At 46.8% G+C, this 20,700-nt stretch carries 18 protein-coding genes and 1 pseudogene; 5 read left to right on the top strand and 14 right to left on the bottom strand.

Features of this window, described 5'->3' with window-relative positions; genetic code table 11:
* Positions 1-10: 10 nt before the first annotated feature.
* From AC3G3F_RS03090 to ssb1, 5 genes are all read right to left on the bottom strand, one after another.
* Positions 11-1,288 (bottom strand): HlyD family type I secretion periplasmic adaptor subunit, encoded by a 1,278-nt coding sequence (locus AC3G3F_RS03090; RefSeq protein WP_024149523.1) that lies wholly within the window; start codon positions 1,286-1,288, stop codon positions 11-13.
* Positions 1,285-2,604, bottom strand: a complete 1,320-nt coding sequence (locus AC3G3F_RS03095) for a TolC family protein (RefSeq protein WP_488394416.1) — start codon at positions 2,602-2,604, stop codon at positions 1,285-1,287. Before AC3G3F_RS03095 ends, AC3G3F_RS03090 begins: the two co-directional genes overlap by 4 nt.
* Positions 2,594-3,985 carry a MotA/TolQ/ExbB proton channel family protein gene (locus AC3G3F_RS03100; protein WP_023246299.1) on the bottom strand — a complete coding sequence of 464 codons (1,392 nt, stop codon included), beginning with the start codon at positions 3,983-3,985 and terminating at the stop codon, positions 2,594-2,596. The genes AC3G3F_RS03095 and AC3G3F_RS03100 overlap by 11 nt, the downstream gene beginning before the upstream one ends.
* Positions 3,982-4,629 carry a hypothetical protein gene (locus AC3G3F_RS03105; protein ID WP_023246298.1) on the bottom strand — a complete coding sequence of 216 codons (648 nt, stop codon included), beginning with the start codon at positions 4,627-4,629 and terminating at the stop codon, positions 3,982-3,984. The genes AC3G3F_RS03100 and AC3G3F_RS03105 overlap by 4 nt, the downstream gene beginning before the upstream one ends.
* A gap of 1,501 nt (positions 4,630-6,130) precedes the next feature.
* Complete coding sequence (ssb1, locus tag AC3G3F_RS03110) at positions 6,131-6,661, bottom strand: single-stranded DNA-binding protein SSB1 (protein WP_023246297.1); 531 nt, start codon at positions 6,659-6,661, stop codon at positions 6,131-6,133.
* A 247-nt stretch (positions 6,662-6,908) separates the two neighbouring features.
* Here ssb1 and uvrA point away from each other — a divergent pair, with 247 nt between their 5' ends.
* The 3 genes from uvrA (at position 6,909) to AC3G3F_RS03125 (ending at position 10,643) form a co-directional block, all read left to right on the top strand.
* Entirely contained in the window at positions 6,909-9,734 is a 2,826-nt protein-coding gene (gene uvrA / locus AC3G3F_RS03115) for an excinuclease ABC subunit UvrA (protein ID WP_000357725.1), read from the top strand.
* A 140-nt stretch (positions 9,735-9,874) separates the two neighbouring features.
* On the top strand, positions 9,875-10,318 hold the full coding sequence (locus AC3G3F_RS03120; protein WP_023246295.1) for a hypothetical protein: 444 nt from the start codon (positions 9,875-9,877) through the stop codon (positions 10,316-10,318).
* Positions 10,305-10,643, top strand: coding sequence for a hypothetical protein (locus tag AC3G3F_RS03125; protein ID WP_488394419.1), 339 nt, complete (start codon positions 10,305-10,307; stop codon positions 10,641-10,643). Before AC3G3F_RS03120 ends, AC3G3F_RS03125 begins: the two co-directional genes overlap by 14 nt.
* Here AC3G3F_RS03125 and AC3G3F_RS03130 read toward each other — a convergent pair whose 3' ends face one another.
* The 6 genes from AC3G3F_RS03130 to dnaB all read right to left on the bottom strand — a co-directional run bounded on the left by AC3G3F_RS03130 (position 10,644) and on the right by dnaB (position 16,335).
* A complete protein-coding gene (locus tag AC3G3F_RS03130; protein WP_000155666.1) occupies positions 10,644-11,000 on the bottom strand; it encodes an MmcQ/YjbR family DNA-binding protein in 357 nt (118 codons plus the stop codon).
* A 2-nt stretch (positions 11,001-11,002) separates the two neighbouring features.
* Entirely contained in the window at positions 11,003-11,401 is a 399-nt protein-coding gene (locus AC3G3F_RS03135; RefSeq protein WP_079796706.1) for a secondary thiamine-phosphate synthase enzyme YjbQ, read from the bottom strand.
* Between the two features lie 128 nt (positions 11,402-11,529).
* On the bottom strand, positions 11,530-12,243 hold the full coding sequence (gene aphA / locus AC3G3F_RS03140; protein WP_053508376.1) for an acid phosphatase AphA: 714 nt from the start codon (positions 12,241-12,243) through the stop codon (positions 11,530-11,532).
* A gap of 186 nt (positions 12,244-12,429) precedes the next feature.
* Positions 12,430-13,623 (bottom strand): aromatic amino acid transaminase, encoded by a 1,194-nt coding sequence (gene tyrB / locus AC3G3F_RS03145; protein WP_023246291.1) that lies wholly within the window; start codon positions 13,621-13,623, stop codon positions 12,430-12,432.
* 185 nt (positions 13,624-13,808) lie between these two features.
* Positions 13,809-14,888, bottom strand: a complete 1,080-nt coding sequence (gene alr / locus AC3G3F_RS03150; RefSeq protein WP_085348031.1) for an alanine racemase — start codon at positions 14,886-14,888, stop codon at positions 13,809-13,811.
* Between the two features lie 31 nt (positions 14,889-14,919).
* The gene (dnaB, locus tag AC3G3F_RS03155) at positions 14,920-16,335 is read right to left on the bottom strand and encodes a replicative DNA helicase (RefSeq protein WP_000918353.1); all 1,416 of its coding nucleotides are present in this window, start codon (positions 16,333-16,335) and stop codon (positions 14,920-14,922) included.
* A 64-nt stretch (positions 16,336-16,399) separates the two neighbouring features.
* Here dnaB and AC3G3F_RS03160 point away from each other — a divergent pair, with 64 nt between their 5' ends.
* Complete coding sequence (locus AC3G3F_RS03160) at positions 16,400-17,383, top strand: quinone oxidoreductase (RefSeq protein WP_053508373.1); 984 nt, start codon at positions 16,400-16,402, stop codon at positions 17,381-17,383.
* 174 nt (positions 17,384-17,557) lie between these two features.
* Here the strand turns inward: AC3G3F_RS03160 and pspG are convergent, their stop codons facing one another.
* Positions 17,558-17,800, bottom strand: a complete 243-nt coding sequence (pspG, locus tag AC3G3F_RS03165) for an envelope stress response protein PspG (RefSeq protein ID WP_023246287.1) — start codon at positions 17,798-17,800, stop codon at positions 17,558-17,560.
* Between the two features lie 167 nt (positions 17,801-17,967).
* Complete coding sequence (gene dusA, locus AC3G3F_RS03170; RefSeq protein ID WP_023246286.1) at positions 17,968-19,005, bottom strand: tRNA dihydrouridine(20/20a) synthase DusA; 1,038 nt, start codon at positions 19,003-19,005, stop codon at positions 17,968-17,970.
* Positions 19,006-19,090: 85 nt separating this feature from the next.
* On the opposite strand from dusA, the pseudogene AC3G3F_RS03175 reads away from it, so the two are divergent.
* A pseudogene (locus tag AC3G3F_RS03175) lies at positions 19,091-19,180 on the top strand (integrase); the annotation flags it as partial.
* 207 nt (positions 19,181-19,387) lie between these two features.
* Here AC3G3F_RS03175 and AC3G3F_RS03180 read toward each other — a convergent pair.
* Positions 19,388-20,458 carry a zinc-dependent alcohol dehydrogenase family protein gene (locus AC3G3F_RS03180; RefSeq protein ID WP_023246285.1) on the bottom strand — a complete coding sequence of 357 codons (1,071 nt, stop codon included), beginning with the start codon at positions 20,456-20,458 and terminating at the stop codon, positions 19,388-19,390.
* Positions 20,459-20,700 lie beyond the last annotated feature (242 nt).

Genomic DNA, 20,700 nt, shown 5'->3' on the forward strand with positions numbered 1-20,700 from the left:
ATCTTTATCTCTAAGAAAGATTTAATCTTTTAGTATTAACAGGTTCTGAAAAAGCTTTATCCACGCCTTTCATCAGTGGAGACAGCAGGTACTCCATAATGCTATGTTTTCCGGTAATTATACTGGCATCAACTGTCATGCCTGGTTTTAACCACCGCAAATCATCTTCATTTACGTCGAATGAAATAATTACCTTATAATATCGTTGAATAGTTCCTCCGGTGTTTTCTTCATAGGAGTCAGGGCTAATATTATCGATTGTCGCACTATATGACTTCATTTTTGGCTGGATAATTGATTGAACATCCAGTTTGACAGCTTCGTCTAAATATATTTGATCTCTGTACTTAGGTGGTATTTTTACGTCAGCCAACATAGTCTTCACCTTCGGTTTAATTTCAAAGAGTAAGTCAGCTGCCTGGATAACACCACCATGTGTAGTGGCACTTTTATTTATTTTATAAATAACCCCATCAACAGGTGAGTAAATATCCTCTTCATCTAATTGTTTTTCTATTACGTTTAGGGTTGAGTTAACGACTTCAAGCTCTTGCTGATTTTTAGATATGAGCTTAGATAATGAAAGCCTTAATTCATTATTCAGTGCCTTAATGTCATTACCAACCAACTCAATATCATCTTTTTTTAAAGTTATACTGCTCTCAATATCATTAATTTCAGATTTAACTTTAATATACACCTGTTTCTTATTTAGAAAATTAGTATACGGACTAATACCTTTTTTCACCAAAGGAGAGAGAATATTTATTTCTTCTGCGAGCAAAGCTAATTCTTTTTCTTTGGAATTTAATTTCTCCTGTAATCCATCAATCTCCGAATCAAGAGAATTTTTTTTTAATTCTTTAGTTCTTATCTGGCTATGAACCAGTTCAATATTAGCTTTTACCTCTTTGTTACTTAAAGAACTCACACCATCAAGTGAAATTAATCCATCTTCATTTCGTTTATCAAGAATGAATGATATTTCGTTTACATCTTTATCCAGATACCCCTTTTGAGTTTTATAACGTTGATATTCCTTTTGTAAATCAAGGTTAACTATCTTTGCAAGTAGCTCTCCTTTTTTTACAGTGTCTCCCTCTGTTACATAAATATCTTGTATCGTTCCACCTTTAGACAAAGATATTAGTTGAGCATTATCTTTGGTTGTAATAACACCCTGACCATGCACTACAGAATTTATCTTTACAAAATAGGTAAGAATGACAATCATAATTGTTAGCGTTATGATTATCATCATAAGACGATCACTCTGCTTCCTGTTCATTTTGTTATATTCAACTCACTAGCTGAATTTCCTTTCAGGTAATCAATTAAATGAAAAACTAAAGATAGTTGCTGTAGGTTCAGCATATATAAACTATATTTACTATCTACCATGCTTACATATGCCTGAAATGCTTCATTACGGCTAGAAATTAAATCAAGCAAACTTTTTTGTCCTAGCTGAAATTCTTGCTCATATAACCCAGTAAGTTGCAAAGCATTTTTATGAGAACGTTCAGCTACTAAATATGTTTCTTTTGCTGCACTGTACTTTGAAAGTTGGGAATCGATGTTATAACGCGTTTTCAGCAAAAAATCGTCAATTTGTAATTTTGCCTGAGAATAACTGGCTACCATTTTACTTTCTTGTGCTGAGTTTCTGAAGCCATTAAAAATATTTAAACTAACATTAACCCCTGTCTTAAATTCATTTTCGTAATCGCTTTTTTTGGCGCTGCCACTTGGATTATTCTGTACATAGCTAGACACTAAATCGACAGTTGGGAAATAGGAAGAGTTAGCAGCATTAATATCTTCTGAGGCCGCCTTTCGCGCGCTGACAAGCATTTTATAGTCATCGTTGTACTTCATAACCATATTCATAAGCTTTTCAGGGCTATCCACAAAAATATATTTTTTAAATAAATCGAAATGTTCATCACTTTGGATTTGATCTGGCGATAACTGCATGCCAGTCATATTTTTCATCTTATACATTTCATCATCCAGCATTGATTGATACATAATACTTCTGGTATTCAATGCATCGATCGAAACCTGTACTTTTCTCAAGTCAGATTGCATAGCAACACCAGATGATACCAATAGCGAAAAGGTACCCAACATGTTTTTATAAAATTCTTTCTCTTTATTTATACCATCAATCATTTCACGATATTTACTGATATTATAATAAGTTGTTATAACCTCTTGAGCTACTGTGTTTTTTGTTTTTTCATAATCAATATCACTACTGTTTTTTTCATATTCAGATTTTCTGATATTTGCTCCTCTTACACCAAAATCAGTAATCCGATACGATAGTGAAATTTTATTTTCAATATTTCGTTCATCACCGGAAGACTCTTTTCTGTTATTATTAATACCAGACGATAGATCCAATGTAGGATAAAGCGAAGCCCTCGTAGCTTCTAAATCACTTTTTTTCTTTTCAGTTTCGTAATAGGAAATAGCAACAGATGGCTGATGTTTTAATGCAGCATCCACCAACTTACTTAATGGCAGTATTGCAAATTCACTAGCATGAGCACCTTGCATAATAAAAGCTGCCGTTAATAAAAAATGTTTAATCTTCATTTTTTACCTCATCATGTAATAAGCTCTGCTTTAATAATTTCTGATGCATCAACGTTATTTTTTCCATTAATGGGATATATGTTTCACGATAACTAACTATTTCAGCACCTATCATTTTTGTTCTATCAATAATTTTTTCATCTGCAGCAGATAAGTTGGATAACGCTGAATGAATATTATTACTATCCTCATCTATGGCAGCTTTCATCTCTGTGACAAGGTGAGTAACCTTTACGTTTTCGATAGCAATACTATCTATGGTTTTTCTTTGGGAAACAGATTCCTGATGACATCTATCAAGTGATGCAATTACTGTATCGTTCTTTTTATCTATAGAGTCTTGTGTATGGTTTAATTGAGCTAACATCACGTTATTTTCAGAAATTAAGGCATTACCTTTCGATAAATGTTCTGCCACATTATCCATGTTGTCAGAAATTTGGATGTAATGCTTATTACTAATATTTATATAATTATCAACCTGTTTAGAAAGCTGTTCTAATATCACAGTATTATCAGATAATTTATTCTGTAAGCTGGATAGGCCATCAGAAAAAACCGTCAGTTTTTTTTCTTCTGCTTGGGTGCGTGAAAGTTCAATGGATTTATAGTTGTCGAAAAACTCTCTAAATAGTTCCTTAAATTCGAAAAGTGTCTCTGATTCTATCCGTAAGCTTCGTTGTCGATTACTACTTGCCCGACTTCTTTTTACTTTTAATCTCTTAATTTCAGCAGAAATAAGAGCATAAGAACTACGAACAAAAACACTTTGGGATGTTAGAAGAATAGCACACACAACCCCATAGATAGATGAAACAAAAGCAGTATTCATTCCTTTCAATGGTTCAGAAAGCGATGCCACCATCGTAACAATCATATGTAAAGTATTACTGGAACTTTCTCCACCAACTCCTGATGGGGTGCTCAATAGATTGCCTATTGATCCAATAGTAATAGACAAGCCTGCAAATGTTCCTAATAAACCAATTAGAGTAGAGACATTACTACAACTCATAATAAATGATAATCGTTGATTACGAGCTGTCGACACACTATCATCTAACTCTATTAATAAATTGGAATCACACTTCATGAAATCATCAGCAAAAATGACCTGATTAAGACTGGAAAGTGTAGAGCTTTTTTTATTGGCATTATTGGTAGTTAAAATTTCTCTTGCATCGCAATTTTTAAATACGGTAAATAATGTGCATACAGATCCCATAATATAGATAGCGATAATAACACTGTTATAGATCGCAGATACCATGAAATTATCAAAAACGTAACCCCTAATCCCATCAAAAGACAAAGCAATAAAAGGAATTATTGCGATAAGGAAACAGGTAAAGAAATAGCGATACTTATTTATAGATTTCACTCTGACACCTTTTTATCGACAGTTGTAATAATGGCTTTGCCACCTACTCCTGAAGTTCCTGAATTAACACTCATATCAATATCTACCTCAGGGCAGATTATCTTAATTTCTTTCATTAAAATAATCCCTCGTTCGTAGCCCAAACGCAAAGAGTCCGAATAAGAAATATCCGACTGAGGAACAATCATTTCTATTAATAATTTATTATTTCCATGCTCTTTTAACCAAGCGGTTAATTTTTTTATATCCTCCTCTGAAAAGCTTCTTAACCTACCGTAATAGGTAATAATAAATTCCTTTTCTGTCGCGGTCATATCAACCCGTTGCCCATTAGCGATATCATAGATACCCTTTTCTTTCCCCGTTTTTTCAGTAGTGCCACTAAAGTTCCTTTCATCAATGGCTTTCGTTTTATCTATTTCATCTACTTTAGTAGATTCGTTTATAACTTCTTTTTCATCCTTAATTTCTTTAGCATTAGGATTGATATTTTCTGCATTACTTGTTTTATATACCTTAATTGAGTTATCGTACATAATAAGCATGTTGTTAAGTGCAAATACCAACATGAGAAATATGAATATACATAGCACTGTTGAAAATGTATCAACAAAACTAGGCCACGGATTACCTTCGTCTTCCATGTCAACTCCTGATATTACACAGCGGGTAAAAAGATATTTTAGGATATAGAGAAATAAAAGAGATTGAGACTTTGGGGGGATGGAACGCTACCGCCCTTGGCTTTCAGCTACCAATGTACTTTTAGACGTTATGATTTTCTGGCATTATTTGTCTTTATAAATATGGACATGATAATACCGTGTATGTATCAAAATTAAGGTGCGTTATTTTTTAACTAAATAACTTCACTTTTTCTTTGCTTATGCTGTTTTAGTTAAATAGTTTTCATCGAAAATTACCCTACCCACTCGACAAAAAATAGCTATTCCAGAATATAGATTTAAATTCTGTAAATAATATTATTAGCTAAATATTTAATATGGGAACGGTTTGCAAATCGCACCCCCATCAATATAAATCATATCGTATAGAAATAGGATCTCCTTATGTAAAATTAATGTTTCATTATTAAAGCATAAGAAAATAGGGACTTCAATATACGTAAAATTGCCAGTGCAAATCAGACCAGTGAGAGTAATAATTATTAACAATAAAAGAAAAGGCCAAAAACGGTCTTTTATTTATATAAAAATAGCCACAAACCACGATTTATGCTCCTTAACGTGGAGCATAACCATAAATAGGTATGCGATAATAGAAAGTCATTTACCCAAAAAGGATATTTATGTATCTATAACTTGTACGGTAAAAAAAATCTCACATATTAAAAACGTCTATTTTTTGCGAAAAAGTATTCATAAATTACATAATAATAACGTCGCTACACGAAACTATTCTGATTGTATTAAGATGATAAGAGCGCAAATCTATAGAAGGGGCATAAGTACTAAGTCTGAGGGGGAGCCAAATCTTCCAGGAAAAATTAGATCATTATGCAATGATGGCGGGTCATCGAGAGTGTTATGAAGGGGCGAGTAACTCACTTCCGGTACAGAAGTGTAACGGTATGCTCTGCCATCTCTCCATCCGAATATCATCCCTATATTTTCACCTCCTCCCTGTCATCTCATTTACTGACAAAACTACCTTATCCAGGAAAGAACTCAGTAAAGCATCAGTACGCCTTGTACTTAATATATTATCGCGTACAAAGGTAGCCGTAGTATCCATCTCTTACGGAGCACGAAAAATGGAGTAAAGCCAGCCGGTAATATTTTAATTGAATAATAAATCTGATTTTATCTTAATAATTTCAGATAGATAGATAAGTATGAATAATACTCAGTGATAATTTTTTACACCGGGAAAGAGAAGCAAAATGCGTCTTTTGAATTTATCGTTTGGAAACGTCAAACAGGAATTGACGATGGTACCTGTTCGATACATGAGAGGAGGGCTAGCACTCTTCGGATAGTGGTCGACGCACAGAAAAATCCATCTACAACTATCCTTTTTCTGACCAGTTGCCTTCCCGCCCAGAGATTCAAACCTAATTCTGAGCGAGAGGCAACCTGAGATTCTTTCAAAACATGAAAATAATGCTTTGATTTAAAAAGATAATCAGAATGGAATGTCGTCGTCAAAATCCATTGGCGGTTCGTTAGACGGCGCTGGCGCGGATTGCTGTGGACGCGACTGCGCGCCGCCGCTGAACTGGTTGCCGCCCTGCGGCTGCTGAGGTTGTTGCGGCTGGCCCCAACCGCTCTGCTGCTGACCGCCTGCCGGTGCGCCGCCGCCCTGGCGACCACCCAGCATCTGCATCACGCCGCCGATCTGCGGAACGTTAATTTCAGTCGTATAGCGTTCCTGACCACTCTGATCGGTCCATTTACGGGTACGCAGTTGACCTTCGATATACACCTGAGAACCTTTACGCAGATATTCGCCGGCCACTTCCGCCAGTTTGCCGAACATCACCACCCGGTGCCATTCCGTTTGCTCTTTCATTTCGCCGGTCTGCTTATCGCGCCAGGATTCAGAAGTAGCCAGCGTTAAGTTGGCGACAGCGCCGCCACTCGGCATATAGCGTACTTCCGGGTCCTGGCCCAGATTACCAACGAGAATCACCTTGTTTACGCCTCTGCTGGCCATGATTGAGTCTCCTGAATACGTTTCATAAATAGTGTAAACGCGTGAGTGTACCATTTCCACGTAGCATTTTAATAGCTGCGATGCAGGTTCCAGTTCACTCGCGCGAACCTCATATTGTTACATACTTTAGCTGAAGATGCATTCCAATACTGTATATTCAAACAGGTTAAATTGTGTCATAATTAGCCGTTTCTGCCGTTTGTCCTTCAAACAAACCAGGCATCCGAGTCTCTACCGGGAAAGGTGAATGGATAAGATCGAAGTTCGGGGCGCCCGCACCCATAATCTCAAAAATATTAACCTCGTCATCCCGCGCGACAAACTGATTGTCGTGACCGGGCTTTCGGGTTCAGGCAAATCCTCACTGGCTTTCGACACTCTGTATGCCGAAGGGCAGCGTCGTTACGTTGAATCGCTCTCCGCTTACGCGCGGCAGTTTTTGTCGCTTATGGAAAAACCGGATGTCGACCATATTGAGGGGCTGTCGCCCGCGATCTCAATTGAACAGAAATCGACATCTCACAACCCGCGCTCTACGGTGGGTACCATTACCGAGATCCACGACTACCTGCGCCTGCTGTTTGCCCGCGTGGGCGAGCCGCGTTGTCCGGATCATGACGTGCCGCTGGCGGCGCAAACCGTTAGCCAGATGGTCGATAACGTGCTGTCACAGCCGGAAGGCAAACGTCTGATGCTGCTGGCGCCGATTATTAAAGAGCGTAAAGGCGAACACACCAAAACGCTGGAAAATCTGGCAAGCCAGGGTTACATTCGCGCCCGTATTGACGGCGAAGTGTGCGATCTCTCCGATCCGCCGAAGCTGGAGCTGCAAAAGAAACACACCATTGAGGTGGTGATCGATCGCTTCAAAGTTCGTAACGATCTTTCCCAACGCCTGGCGGAGTCGTTCGAAACGGCGCTGGAATTATCCGGCGGCACGGCGGTTGTTGCCGATATGGACGATGAAAAAGCGGAGGAGCTTCTGTTCTCCGCCAATTTTGCCTGTCCGATTTGCGGCTACAGTATGCGCGAGCTGGAGCCGCGTCTGTTCTCGTTCAACAACCCGGCAGGCGCCTGCCCGACCTGTGACGGCCTCGGCGTTCAGCAATATTTCGATCCAGACCGCGTGATCCAGAATCCCGACCTGTCGCTGGCAGGCGGCGCGATTCGTGGTTGGGATCGTCGCAATTTTTACTACTTTCAGATGCTCAAGTCGCTGGCGGAACACTATAAGTTCGACGTGGACGCGCCGTGGGCAAGCCTCAGCGCCAACGTACACAAAGTCGTGCTGTACGGTTCCGGCAAAGAGAATATCGAATTTAAATATATGAACGATCGCGGCGATACCTCCGTGCGCCGCCATCCGTTCGAAGGCGTGCTGCATAATATGGAGCGCCGTTATAAAGAGACGGAATCCAGCGCGGTGCGCGAAGAGCTGGCGAAATTCATCAGTAATCGCCCCTGCGCCAGCTGTGAAGGAACGCGACTGAATCGCGAAGCGCGCCATGTATTTGTGGAAAATACGCCGCTGCCCGCTATTTCCGATATGAGCATCGGCCATGCGATGGATTTTTTCACTAATCTCAAGCTTTCCGGGCAACGGGCAAAAATCGCCGAAAAAGTGCTAAAAGAGATCGGCGATCGCCTCAAGTTTCTGGTAAACGTTGGTCTGAACTATCTCACGCTCTCCCGCTCGGCAGAGACGCTTTCCGGCGGCGAAGCCCAGCGTATTCGTCTGGCGAGCCAGATAGGCGCCGGGTTAGTCGGCGTGATGTATGTGCTGGATGAACCGTCCATCGGTCTGCACCAGCGCGATAATGAGCGGCTGCTGGGTACGCTGATTCATCTGCGCAATCTCGGCAATACCGTGATTGTGGTGGAACACGATGAAGACGCTATCCGCGCCGCCGACCATGTGATTGATATTGGCCCCGGCGCAGGCGTTCACGGCGGCGAGGTGGTGGCGGAAGGCCCGCTGGAAGCCATTATGGCGGTACCGGAATCGCTGACCGGCCAGTACATGAGCGGTAAACGCAAAATTGAAGTGCCGAAACAACGCGTGCCGGCAAATCCAGAAAAAGTGCTCAAACTCACCGGCGCGCGCGGCAACAACCTGAAAGATGTGACCCTTACGCTACCGGTAGGGCTGTTTACCTGTATCACTGGCGTCTCGGGTTCCGGTAAATCGACGCTGATTAACGACACACTGTTCCCCATCGCCCAGCGTCAGCTAAACGGGGCGACGATCGCGGAACCGGCACCGTATCGGGATATTCAGGGGCTGGAGCATTTCGATAAAGTGATCGATATCGACCAGAGCCCGATCGGGCGCACCCCGCGTTCCAACCCGGCGACCTACACGGGCGTATTTACCCCGGTTCGCGAGCTGTTTGCTGGTGTGCCGGAGTCTCGCTCACGCGGCTATACCCCAGGACGATTCAGCTTCAACGTGCGCGGCGGTCGTTGCGAGGCGTGCCAGGGCGATGGCGTCATTAAAGTCGAAATGCACTTTCTGCCGGATATTTACGTGCCGTGCGACCAGTGCAAAGGCAAGCGCTATAACCGGGAAACGCTGGAGATTAAGTACAAAGGCAAGACCATCCATGAAGTGCTGGATATGACCATTGAAGAAGCGCGTGAGTTCTTTGATGCGGTTCCGGCGCTGGCGCGTAAGCTGCAAACACTAATGGACGTTGGCCTGACCTATATCCGTCTCGGCCAGTCGGCGACGACGCTTTCCGGCGGCGAGGCCCAGCGCGTGAAGCTGGCGCGCGAGCTGTCGAAGCGCGGCACCGGGCAGACGCTGTATATTCTCGACGAGCCGACCACCGGCCTGCACTTTGCCGACATTCAGCAGTTGCTTGACGTTCTGCATCAGTTGCGCGATCAGGGCAACACCATCGTGGTGATCGAACACAACCTGGACGTCATTAAAACGGCTGACTGGATTGTCGACCTCGGCCCGGAAGGCGGCAGCGGCGGCGGCGAAATTCTCGTCTCCGGTACGCCGGAAACCGTGGCGGAGTGTGAGGCGTCGCATACCGCCCGCTTCCTTAAACCTATGCTCAAATAACCTCCACGCCGCTTTCCGAATAACCGGAAAGCGGCATCATTTGCCCCATTTCATCTCATTTTCCCTCATTGAGCATTTGTGATTTGCACGCCGCGTCGCTCAGGCATGTAATAGCGCAAACGGTCTGTTATGGAAACACCATGAAGTTACGCTACGCAATCACACTATTGCTGTGCCTTTTTTTATCCGCCTGTACGCTGCCTGACCGCTTTAGCGCCGTGGCTTTTCACCAATTGACGCTATTACAGGCGCACTCAACCCGCTTCCTGCAGGACGCGGCGCGAATACCGTGGCAAAAAGAGATACTACTCAAGGATGACCGCGATATCCGCCAGACATTTTTTCAGGCTGAGCGGGTCGCCCGTCAACGTGGGGATAAACGCCGACTCGATAATCTGACTCTGCTGAAAAATCACTATTTGCGTCTCTATGCGCGGGTTATGCAACGTAAGCAACCACTTACTGACATTCAGGCAGAAAGATACCAACAGCAAAATAATCAGGTCTGGAAATTAGCCATACAGGGTGAGTGTCTGCGTTGGGGCGCTCGCTGCACTGAGGGAGATGAAAATGACGTCTATTAACAAAATGCGTAACCGGCTTACCGCCGACCGGGCCGAACATCCTATAGCATCCTCGGCGATTGCCGAATTTATCCAGACGTACAAGCAGGCAAGAGAAGACAGTGACGACGGTATCCGCGAGTCCGCCGCGTTTATCGCCCGCGCGCTTCAGGAACACGCTCGCGGCTGGCTGGACGACGACGATATTATCATTCTGCTGGAAGGACAGCGAGATCTCGCCCGGCTACGCGCTAATAATGCGCAAATCGCCCTCGGCAGCCGTATCCGCTCAACGGTCATCCGCCTCATTGATATCGCCCTGACGTCGTTAGTCGGCGCACTATAATCAGGACTGCGGCAGTTGTTTGCGTTTATCTTCCGACAACGCATTTACCGCCTGCTGATAAGAGGCATCGACCAGATAATAGAGTTGTGAATCCGGCAACGACCCGTCCAGATAGACCGTGCTCCAGTGCGCTTTATTAAGGTGCCGACTCGGTCGTACATCGCTGTGCTGCTGGCGTAACAACTCTGCCAGTTCCGGGCTGGTTTTAAGAGAGGCTGCCGGGCGCCCTTCAACTTCTTTCACCATCGCGAAAAGTACATCTTCCACTTTAATTTGCGTGGCTTTCCAGTCGCTGTGGACGCTCTGCTCTGCGCCAGGTTTTGCCATGCAGTATTGCAGTAATTCCGAAATGGTCATTATCATTCCCCTTGTAGTGTCGCGATGATTTTACGTGAACCGCCGTGAATACGGTGCTCTCCCAACCAGATACCTTGCCACGTTCCTAACTGTAAACGGCCCTGACGCACACCCAACACTGAGGACTTAATATGCGAAGGCATATCATCCGCCCCTTCGTAATCATGTTCATACGCAGCATTATCGGGAACGGTTTTCAGGAAATGGCGCTCCATATCAGCGCGCACGGTGGGATCGCAGTTTTCGTTTAACGTCAGCGAGGCCGAGGTGTGTAGCAACAACAGATGCAGCAAACCCGTTTCGACAGGCGGTAAGCCAGACAATTTATCGACAATTTCATCTGTTATCAGATGAAACCCTCGCGGCTTCTCGCTCAGTGTAATGGTGCGCTGATACCACATAGGCTGCTCCTTACTAAAAACAAACGTCTCCTGAATAGTGTGCAGCAAGTCCGGAAAAGGTAAAAGCTAGCGGGGCAAGTTTGTGCAAAAATCATGCAAAAAAGGAGAGCCTGTCGCTCTCCTGATTTTTAGTACTCCGAGTTGACAATGACTTCCTCGCCAAACGCTCCTGCCTGCGGCAGCGGTTTGTAGGTGGAGTTAGCAGCGCGCAGGATGCGAATACCGCGGATACCACAATCACGAGCCGCGGTAATATCGTTATCCGAATCGCCGTAGAAGATACGCATATTTTTCTCCTGTAGCCACTGGACTTTCGTATTTTGTCCCGGTTTATCGCCGGCGAAAATCACCGGATTCATATTCGCCGCCGGAATATGGAAGTTATCCGCCAGCGTTTTCGACACGGTTTCCGTTTTCGTCTGACTACGACCAGTGACAAAGTAAATACTGTCACCACGTCGAACATGCATATCAATGAGCTGCCGGGCCACTTCTTTTGGAATACTGAACTCATCCCAGCCGTTGTTCATTTTTTCCCAGAAGGCCGGATTTTTCAGATAATCTTCGCTGTCCGGGGAGTAAGTTTTCTTTCCACGCCAGAACCCGGGGCTGGAAAATAACACGGTATCGTCAATATCAAAGCCGACCGCCATCGGCGGGCGCCCGGTGAGACTGTTTTCAATCTGGGCAACAGAGACCCAATGAACGGGGACTTGTTCCGCGAGTTTTATAACGTTAGTGCCCGGATTGAGCGTCGAAGGAGAGGAAACCAATGCATTCGCGGAACTGTTTAGCGTAAATAATAAACAGACGGCACTCAGTGCCAGGGTCATCTTTTTCATATTTTTCCCTTAAAATTCAAAAAATTATAATTATTAAGCTGAGTCTTTGCTCAAAAAACTATCTGACCATAACGCCAGTAACGGTCGAAAGGAAGAATTATCTGCGGTTTTGTTAGGAAAAAAGAGAATGATCACAACAGCCATTGCCAGGCCGGAGAACGCTGTTAACGCCGTCCGGCCTGAAAATTACATGACAGCGGCAAACGCCTTCGCCACGCGTTGTACATTTGAAGAATTAAGCCCGGCGACGCACATGCGACCGCTGGCTATCAGGTAAACGCCAAACTCATCGCGCAACCGATCGACCTGCTCCGCGCTTAACCCGGTATAGCTGAACATACCGCGCTGCTGTAACAAGTAATCGAAATTGCGGTCAGGCATCTCCGCCTTCAGTACATTCACCAGCATCTGGCGCATTGACACAATGCGGGTACGCATCGCTTCGACTTCCGCCAGCCAACACGCTTTTAACGCCTCATCACCCAGGACCGTAGCGACCACCTGTGCGCCGAAATTCGGCGGACTAGAGTAAATTCGGCGCACCGTTGCTTTTAGCTGCCCCAGAACCCGCGCTGCGATTTCGGCATCTTCACACACCACGGACAGGCCACCAACGCGCTCGCCGTACAGCGAGAAAATCTTCGAAAAAGAGTTACTGACTAACGCAGGCAACCCGGCGCTGGCAATAGCGCGGATAGCGTAAGCATCCTCGTCCATGCCCAGGCCAAACCCCTGATAGGCAATATCAAGGAACGGAATCAGATCGCGCGCTTTCAATATCTCAATCACCGCATCCCATTGCGAAGGCGTTAAATCCGCCCCGGTCGGATTGTGACAACAGGGGTGCAGCAGCACGATACTGCGCGCTGGTAACGTATTCAGCGTGGCCAGCAAATCGTTAAAACGGATGCCGTTAGTCGCGTCGTCATACCAAGGGTAAGTACTTACTTCGAACCCGGCCCCGGCAAATATCGCAATGTGGTTTTCCCAGGTGGGGTCGCTCACCCATACGCCAGCGTCAGGGAAATAACGTTTCAGGAAATCCGCGCCTACTTTCAGCGCGCCGGAACCGCCTAATGTCTGGATAGTGGCCACACGCTGTTGCTGAAGAACCGGGTGATCGGCGCCAAAGAGCAAAGGCGCGATAGTATGGCGATAAGTATTGAGTCCTTCCATCGGCAGGTACAGCGAGGCGCCATGCGGCTGCGCGTTAAGCCGGGCTTCAGCTTCGGCCACCGCCTTTAGCTGCGGGATAATCCCGCCTTCGTTATAATATAGGCCAATGCTCAGATTCACTTTGTCGTGACGGGAGTCGTCTTTAAAACGCTCCATCAGTGAAAGAATCGGATCGCCGGCATAGGCGTCAACTTTTTGAAACACGCGATGGTTCTCCAGGTTTACAGAGGGCAGGAAATAACACAATAAACCGGAAGGGCGAGAAGATCGAGAGGATGTTGCGGTGGATGCGAATATTGCCGGATGGTGGCGTGAACGTCTTAGCCGACCGACAGCCAATGCGCGATACAGGCCGGATAAACGCGAGCGCCATCCGGCACGCCGCGCATTTAATCAATATACTTCATGGCCACCCTTGAGGTCAGGCGCGTGATAAGTTCGTAAGCACTTACTTTTGTCATTTCAGCGATACGTTCAACCGGCAGGCCTTCCCCCCATAAAACCACCGGATCGCCTGCTTTATCCTGCGCGTTTGGCCCCAAATCCACGCAAATCATATCCATCGCCACCCGTCCGACAATCGGGACTTCACGGCCGTTGACCAACACAGGCGTACCGGAAGGCGCCGCACGTGGGTAGCCATCGCCATAGCCCATCGCCACCACGCCCAGGCGCGTATCGCGCTCACTCACCCATGTCCCGCCGTAGCCCACCGGTTCGCCCGCTTTGTGGTCACGCGCCGCGATCAAACTGGAGGTTAAGGACATCACCGGCTGAAAACCAAAATCCGGCCCCCAGGGTTTGTGCTCCAGCGGCGATACGCCATACAAAATGATTCCCGGACGCGCCCAGTCAAAGTGAGACTGCGGCCACAGCAGAATACCGCCAGACGCGGCAATAGAGCGCTGACCGGGTTTGTCCTGACAGAAGGCGTTAAAAATGTCGAGCTGATGTTCGGTAGCGCCGCATTCCGGCTCATCTGCACGGGCAAAATGGCTGACGATATTCACCGGCTGGCGTACATTTTTACAATGCGTCAGACGCTGGTAGAACGCCTCCGCCTCTTCAGGACGCACACCGAGACGATGCATACCGGTATCCAGTTTCATCCAGACCGTCACTGGCTCCGCCAGCTCCACCGCCTCCAGAGCGGCAAGCTGCTCCTGATTATGGACGGCGGTATGCAGATGTTGCGCGGAAATGGTCGGCAGATCGGCGGCGTCGAAAAAACCCTCCAGCAGCAGGATAGGCTGCGTGATCCCGCCCGCTCGCAGACGTAGAGCCTCTTCAAGACGCGCCACGCCAAAAGCGTCAGCATCAGGGAGCGTTCGCGCGGTCTCCAGAAGACCGTGTCCATAAGCGTTCGCTTTCACCACCGCAACCAGCTTACTGGCAGGCGCCAGTTCACGCAGACGTTGCAGGTTGTGTCGCAGAGCGCGGCGGTTAATGACGACTGTTGCCGCTTGCATTTGAATTCCTTGTTAAAAGAATGACGGAGAGTTACTCATCATCGTATTGCGGTCCCGCATAGTTATCGAAGCGCGACCACTGACCGTTGAACGTCAGACGAACCGTTCCGATAGGACCGTTACGTTGCTTACCAATAATAATTTCAGCAATGCCTTTTAAATCGCTGTTCTCGTGATAAACCTCATCACGGTAGATAAACATAATTAAGTCGGCATCCTGTTCAATAGAGCCGGATTCACGCAGGTCGGAGTTCACCGGACGTTTATCCGCGCGTTGTTCCAGAGAGCGGTTAAGCTGCGATAGCGCCACGACCGGCACCTGAAGTTCCTTCGCCAGCGCTTTCAACGAGCGAGAAATTTCGGCGATTTCCAGAGTACGGTTATCAGAAAGCGACGGCACGCGCATCAATTGCAGGTAGTCGATCATAATCAGACTTAACCCGCCATGTTCGCGGAAAATACGCCGCGCGCGCGAACGGACTTCTGTCGGCGTAAGACCCGAGGAGTCGTCAATATACATATTGCGTTTCTCCAGCAGAATGCCCATCGTGCCGGAGATTCGCGCCCAATCTTCATCATCGAGTTGACCGGTACGAATACGTGTCTGATCGACGCGGGACAGCGAGGCCAGCATACGCATCATGATCTGTTCGCCGGGCATCTCCAGACTAAAGATCAGTACCGGTTTATCCTGCAACATCGCCGCATTTTCGCAAAGGTTCATCGCAAATGTGGTTTTACCCATTGAGGGACGCGCCGCGACGATGATCAAATCCGAACGCTGTAACCCTGCCGTCTTTTTATTGAGATCCTGATAGCCGGTATCCACGCCTGTAACGCCATCGTGCGGTTGCTGGAACAACTGCTCAATACGCGCCACGGTAGCGTCGAGAATTTGGTCGATGCTTTTCGGACCTTCGTCTTTGTTGGCGCGGTTTTCCGCGATCTGGAAGACGCGCGACTCCGCCAGATCCAGCAGTTCGTCGCTATTGCGCCCCTGTGGATCGTAACCGGCATCCGCAATTTCATGCGCCACCGCGATCATATCGCGGACCACGGCACGTTCGCGCACAATATCCGCATAAGCGCTGATATTCGCCGCGCTTGGCGTGTTTTTAGACAACTCCGCCAGATAGGCGAAGCCGCCGACGCTGTCCAGTTGGCCCTGCCGCTCCAGCGATTCCGCAAGCGTAATCAGGTCGATAGGACTGCCGCTTTCCTGCAAGCGCCCCATCTCCGTAAAGATATGACGATGCGGGCGGGTGTAAAAATCTTCCGCCACCACGCGCTCGGCCACATCGTCCCAGCGCTCGTTATCCAGCATTAAACCGCCCAACACCGACTGTTCCGCTTCAATCGAGTGCGGCGGCACTTTTATCCCGGCAACCTGCGGATCGCGGTCGCGGGCATCAGTCTGTGGTTTGTTGAAGGGTTTATTTCCTGCCATAGTGAATGGAGTTACCGAGATAGTGATTGGGTCGAAAGATTACCACATTTCTTTTGGAGGAAGCATGGCAACGCGTATTGAATTTCACAAGCATGGTGGTCCGGAAGTGCTTCAAGCCGTGGAGTTTACGCCAACGGAACCGGCGGAACACGAAATCCAGGTTGAGAACAAAGCTATTGGTATCAACTTCATCGACACCTATATCCGTAGCGGACTCTATCCGCCCCCGTCGTTGCCTGCGGGACTGGGAACCGAAGCCGCAGGCGTGGTCAGTAAAGTCGGCAACGGCGTGGAGCACATTCGCGTCGGCGATCGCGTCGTCTACGCGCAGTCAACGCTCGGCGCTTACAGTTCCGTCCATAACGTCCCCGCTGATAAAGCCGCGATTTTACCTGACGCAATTTCCTTCGAACAGGCGGCAGCCTCTTTTCTCAAGGGATTGACCGTTTTTTACCTGTTGCGCAAAACTTATGAAGTGAAACCCGACGAACCTTTCCTGTTTCATGCCGCTGCGGGCGGCGTCGGTCTGATCGCCTGCCAATGGGCAAAAGCGCTGGGCGCGAAGCTTATCGGTACCGTCGGTAGCGCGCAAAAAGCGCAGCGGGCGCTGGACGCTGGCGCCTGGCAGGTGATTAATTACCGTGAGGAGAGCATTGTAGAACGGGTAAAAGAGATCACCGGCGGCAAAAAAGTTCGCGTGGTCTATGACTCCGTGGGGAAAGATACCTGGGAAGCCTCGCTGGACTGCCTGCAACGTCGGGGACTGATGGTCAGTTTCGGCAATGCGTCCGGCCCCGTCACCGGCGTGAACTTAGGTATTCTGAATCAGAAAGGTTCCCTGTATGCCACACGTCCTTCACTACAGGGGTATATTACGACGCGTGAAGAACTGACCGAAGCCAGCAATGAATTGTTCTCATTGATTGCCAGCGGCGTGATTAAAGTCGATGTGGCTGAAAATCAACGTTATGCGTTAAAAGATGCCCGTCGCGCGCATGAAGTGCTGGAAAGTCGGGCCACACAGGGCTCAAGCCTGCTGATTCCGTAATAGCTCTGCAAAGAAATTGGGCTTCCACCTGGGAAGCCCTTTCTTTTTTTGCTCGGCCGTATGTAGGGTACAGCGCGATGAATTCGTTACCTGCGTAATCATGACAGATTTAATAATCGATTCCTATTTGCTTGTGAGGGCAAAGTTTCAGGTTGTGACGAACCGCTCAATACCTTAGTAAAACCGACGGTTATTGCGCTGATACTGTGGGATTTTTGGCCTTTTTACTGCTTTGATCACCCACACCACAGCTACCGCCAGCAGTAGCCACGGTAACAACTTGATCATCAAGGCGAACATCCCGCCCAGGAACATAACGGCAGTCGCCACGACCAGCGCGGCCAGAATGCCCAGCAAGGAGACGCCAGTCACCATTAGCATCAGAAAAAAGCCAAGCACAAAAAGTAGTTCCAGCATAGTCGCTCCCCATAAAGATGGAATTGCCCGGCGGCACGGCGCTTACCGGGTCTACTCAGGAAAATTAAAGCAAAAACCATGCCAATATTTATATTATTGATATATAAAGAAAACTCTCTGCAAATGGGTACAGATCGTGGTGAGATTGACTAATTTTTGGCGAACTTTTAACGCTTGTCTGCCACCAGTTTTAGCGCCTGTTCCAATACAACAACATCCGCGCCAGCTTTATGGGCGTTTTCGCTCAAGTAGCGACGCCATTGCCGCGCGCCTGGAATGCCCTGGAACAACCCCAGCATATGGCGAGTGATATGCCCCAGATACGTTCCCTGGCTCAATTCACGCTCAATATAGGGATACATAGCGCGAACCACCGCAACCGGGTCGGCATCAGTGGTATCGGCGCCAAAAATCTCCCGATCCACCGCGGTCAGTATACCCGGATTCTGGTAAGCTTCGCGGCCAACCATTACGCCATCCATATGGCGCAGGTGCTCCTTCGCCTCTTCCAGCGATTTGATGCCGCCGTTGATGGACATGGTCAAATGCGGAAAATCCCGCTTTAGCTGATATACGCGCGGGTAATCCAGCGGCGGGATCTCACGATTTTCTTTCGGGCTTAAGCCAGAAAGCCAGGCTTTGCGCGCATGGATAATAAACATCTCGCATTCGCCCTGACCAGAAACCGTATCGATGAAATCACACAGAAAAGCATAACTGTCCTGATCGTCAATACCAATGCGGGTTTTCACCGTCACCGGAATCGAGACGACATCACGCATGGCTTTAACACAGTCTGCGACCAGTTGCGCATTGCCCATCAAACAGGCGCCAAACATACCATTTTGCACGCGATCGGAGGGGCACCCCACGTTGAGGTTAATTTCATCGTAGCCACGCGCTTCCGCCAGCTTTGCACAATGCGCAAGCTGAGCCGGATCGCTTCCACCAAGCTGTAAGGCGACCGGATGCTCTTCTTCGCTGTAAGCCAGATAGTCACCCTTACCGTGAATAATCGCGCCTGTGGTCACCATTTCGGTGTAGAGCAGCGTCTGGCGAGACAGTAAACGCAGGAAATAGCGGCAATGTCTGTCCGTCCAGTCGAGCATAGGAGCCACACTAAACCTGCCACTCCAGTGATTGTCAGTATTTTCAGATAGTGCGCTGGTTTGGCTGGTTTTTAGCATTTCAAGATTACCGTGCATTTTTTGACATTTACGTTTATTTCTCGTATCCGGTTTCTGCCCAAACGGTCATACGCATGGGAAACGGAAAGAGTGAGATACTGGAATGGCATACTATAACATAGAGAAACGACTGAAATCCGATGATGAGCCATGCTACCCCAGCACAGCGTTGCTCAAGGAGAAAAGCGTCATCATAACTGCTCACGATTTACCGCAAAAATATGCTGTTCAGCCCGGAGAATAACAGGCGTTTCGGGGTGAAAAAATCGTCACAGATATCCTTTCGGGTTAACTAACTGGAACCTACGGCTTTCCCGTTCTGCATCGAAATATCTCGAAGCCTCGTCACGTACCCTCTACCCCTTCCATTGGTATCACGAAGATTCCAGTAATATTTTGTTTAGAACTCAATGATTACCTTTATCGCTTTTTCATTAGCTGCATGTTTAAAAACATCATAGGCTTTCTCAATAGCGTTAAATTTAAAATGATGCGTTACCAGTTTTTCTGTCTGGAGCCTTCCTGAACAACAATTACTCATCAGTAAACCTATCGTATTGGTATTGACTAAACCCGTTGTGATCGTCATGTTTTTACTCCACAGTTTTTCTATAGAAAATTTAACAGGTTTTCCGTGAACACCAACATTAGCTAAATTGCCGCCTTCCTTAATAATACTTTGGCAAATATTCCAGGTTGGCTCAATACCTACAGCTTCAATGGCGCAGTCAACGCCACGCTGTTGGGTCAATGCCATAATATTATTAATAGCATCCTCCTTCGCTGGATTTATCGTATAATGAGCCCCCATTTCTTTAGCCATTGTTAAACGGTTATCATCTATATCTATCATTATTATATTAGAAGGAGAGTAAAGTTGTGAGGTTAACAGACAACTCATCCCTACAGGGCCAGCCCCAACTATAGCTACCGTATCGCCTGGTTTTATCTCTCCATTTAAAACGCCGATTTCATGCCCTGTTGGTAAGGCATCAGATAACAAAACACCAGTATCTTCATTAAGGTTTTCGGGCAATAAATATAATGAGTTATCTGCATAAGGGACACGGACATACTCCGCCTGCGTTCCATCAATCATATAACCCATGATCCACCCCCCTTCATTTTGACAGTGAGAATAAAGTTGTTTCTGGCAATTTTCACAAGAACCACACCGACTGATACAGGAAATAATAACTTTGTCTCCTTTTTTAAATTTTGTTACAGATGATCCGATCTCTTCTATAACACCCACACCCTCATGCCCCAGAATTCGACCATTAAACGTGCCGAACTTGTTCAGTGCGATCTCCTGAATCTCAGGGTTTTTTCCTTTAAGTATTCCAAGATCTGTCCCACAGATTGTGGTCTTAACCATCCGGATAATAACATCACCCGAATTAAGGAGCTGCGGCTTTTGACGCTCTTCAAAACGAATATCATGCTCGCCATAATAGACCATCGCTTTCATGGAAATACTCCTTTTGGTTGTTGCAAAATTGTACTGTAATGGTTAATTTATAAGACTTTTGTGGAAGCCCCCTAACTTTGAAAAAAATCTGTCGAAACTTATTCTATTTTTATAATCTGTTGATACTATGGGGAGTGTGGTTAGCGGGCATTTTTAAACGACAAGACAATCATTCAAGTAATGATAGCGTATAACTCATTAAATTATAAAGAATCCACTTCACCAGATAGCGCAACCTGAAT

The sequence above is a fragment of the Salmonella sp. FC25216 genome (assembly GCF_057751355.1).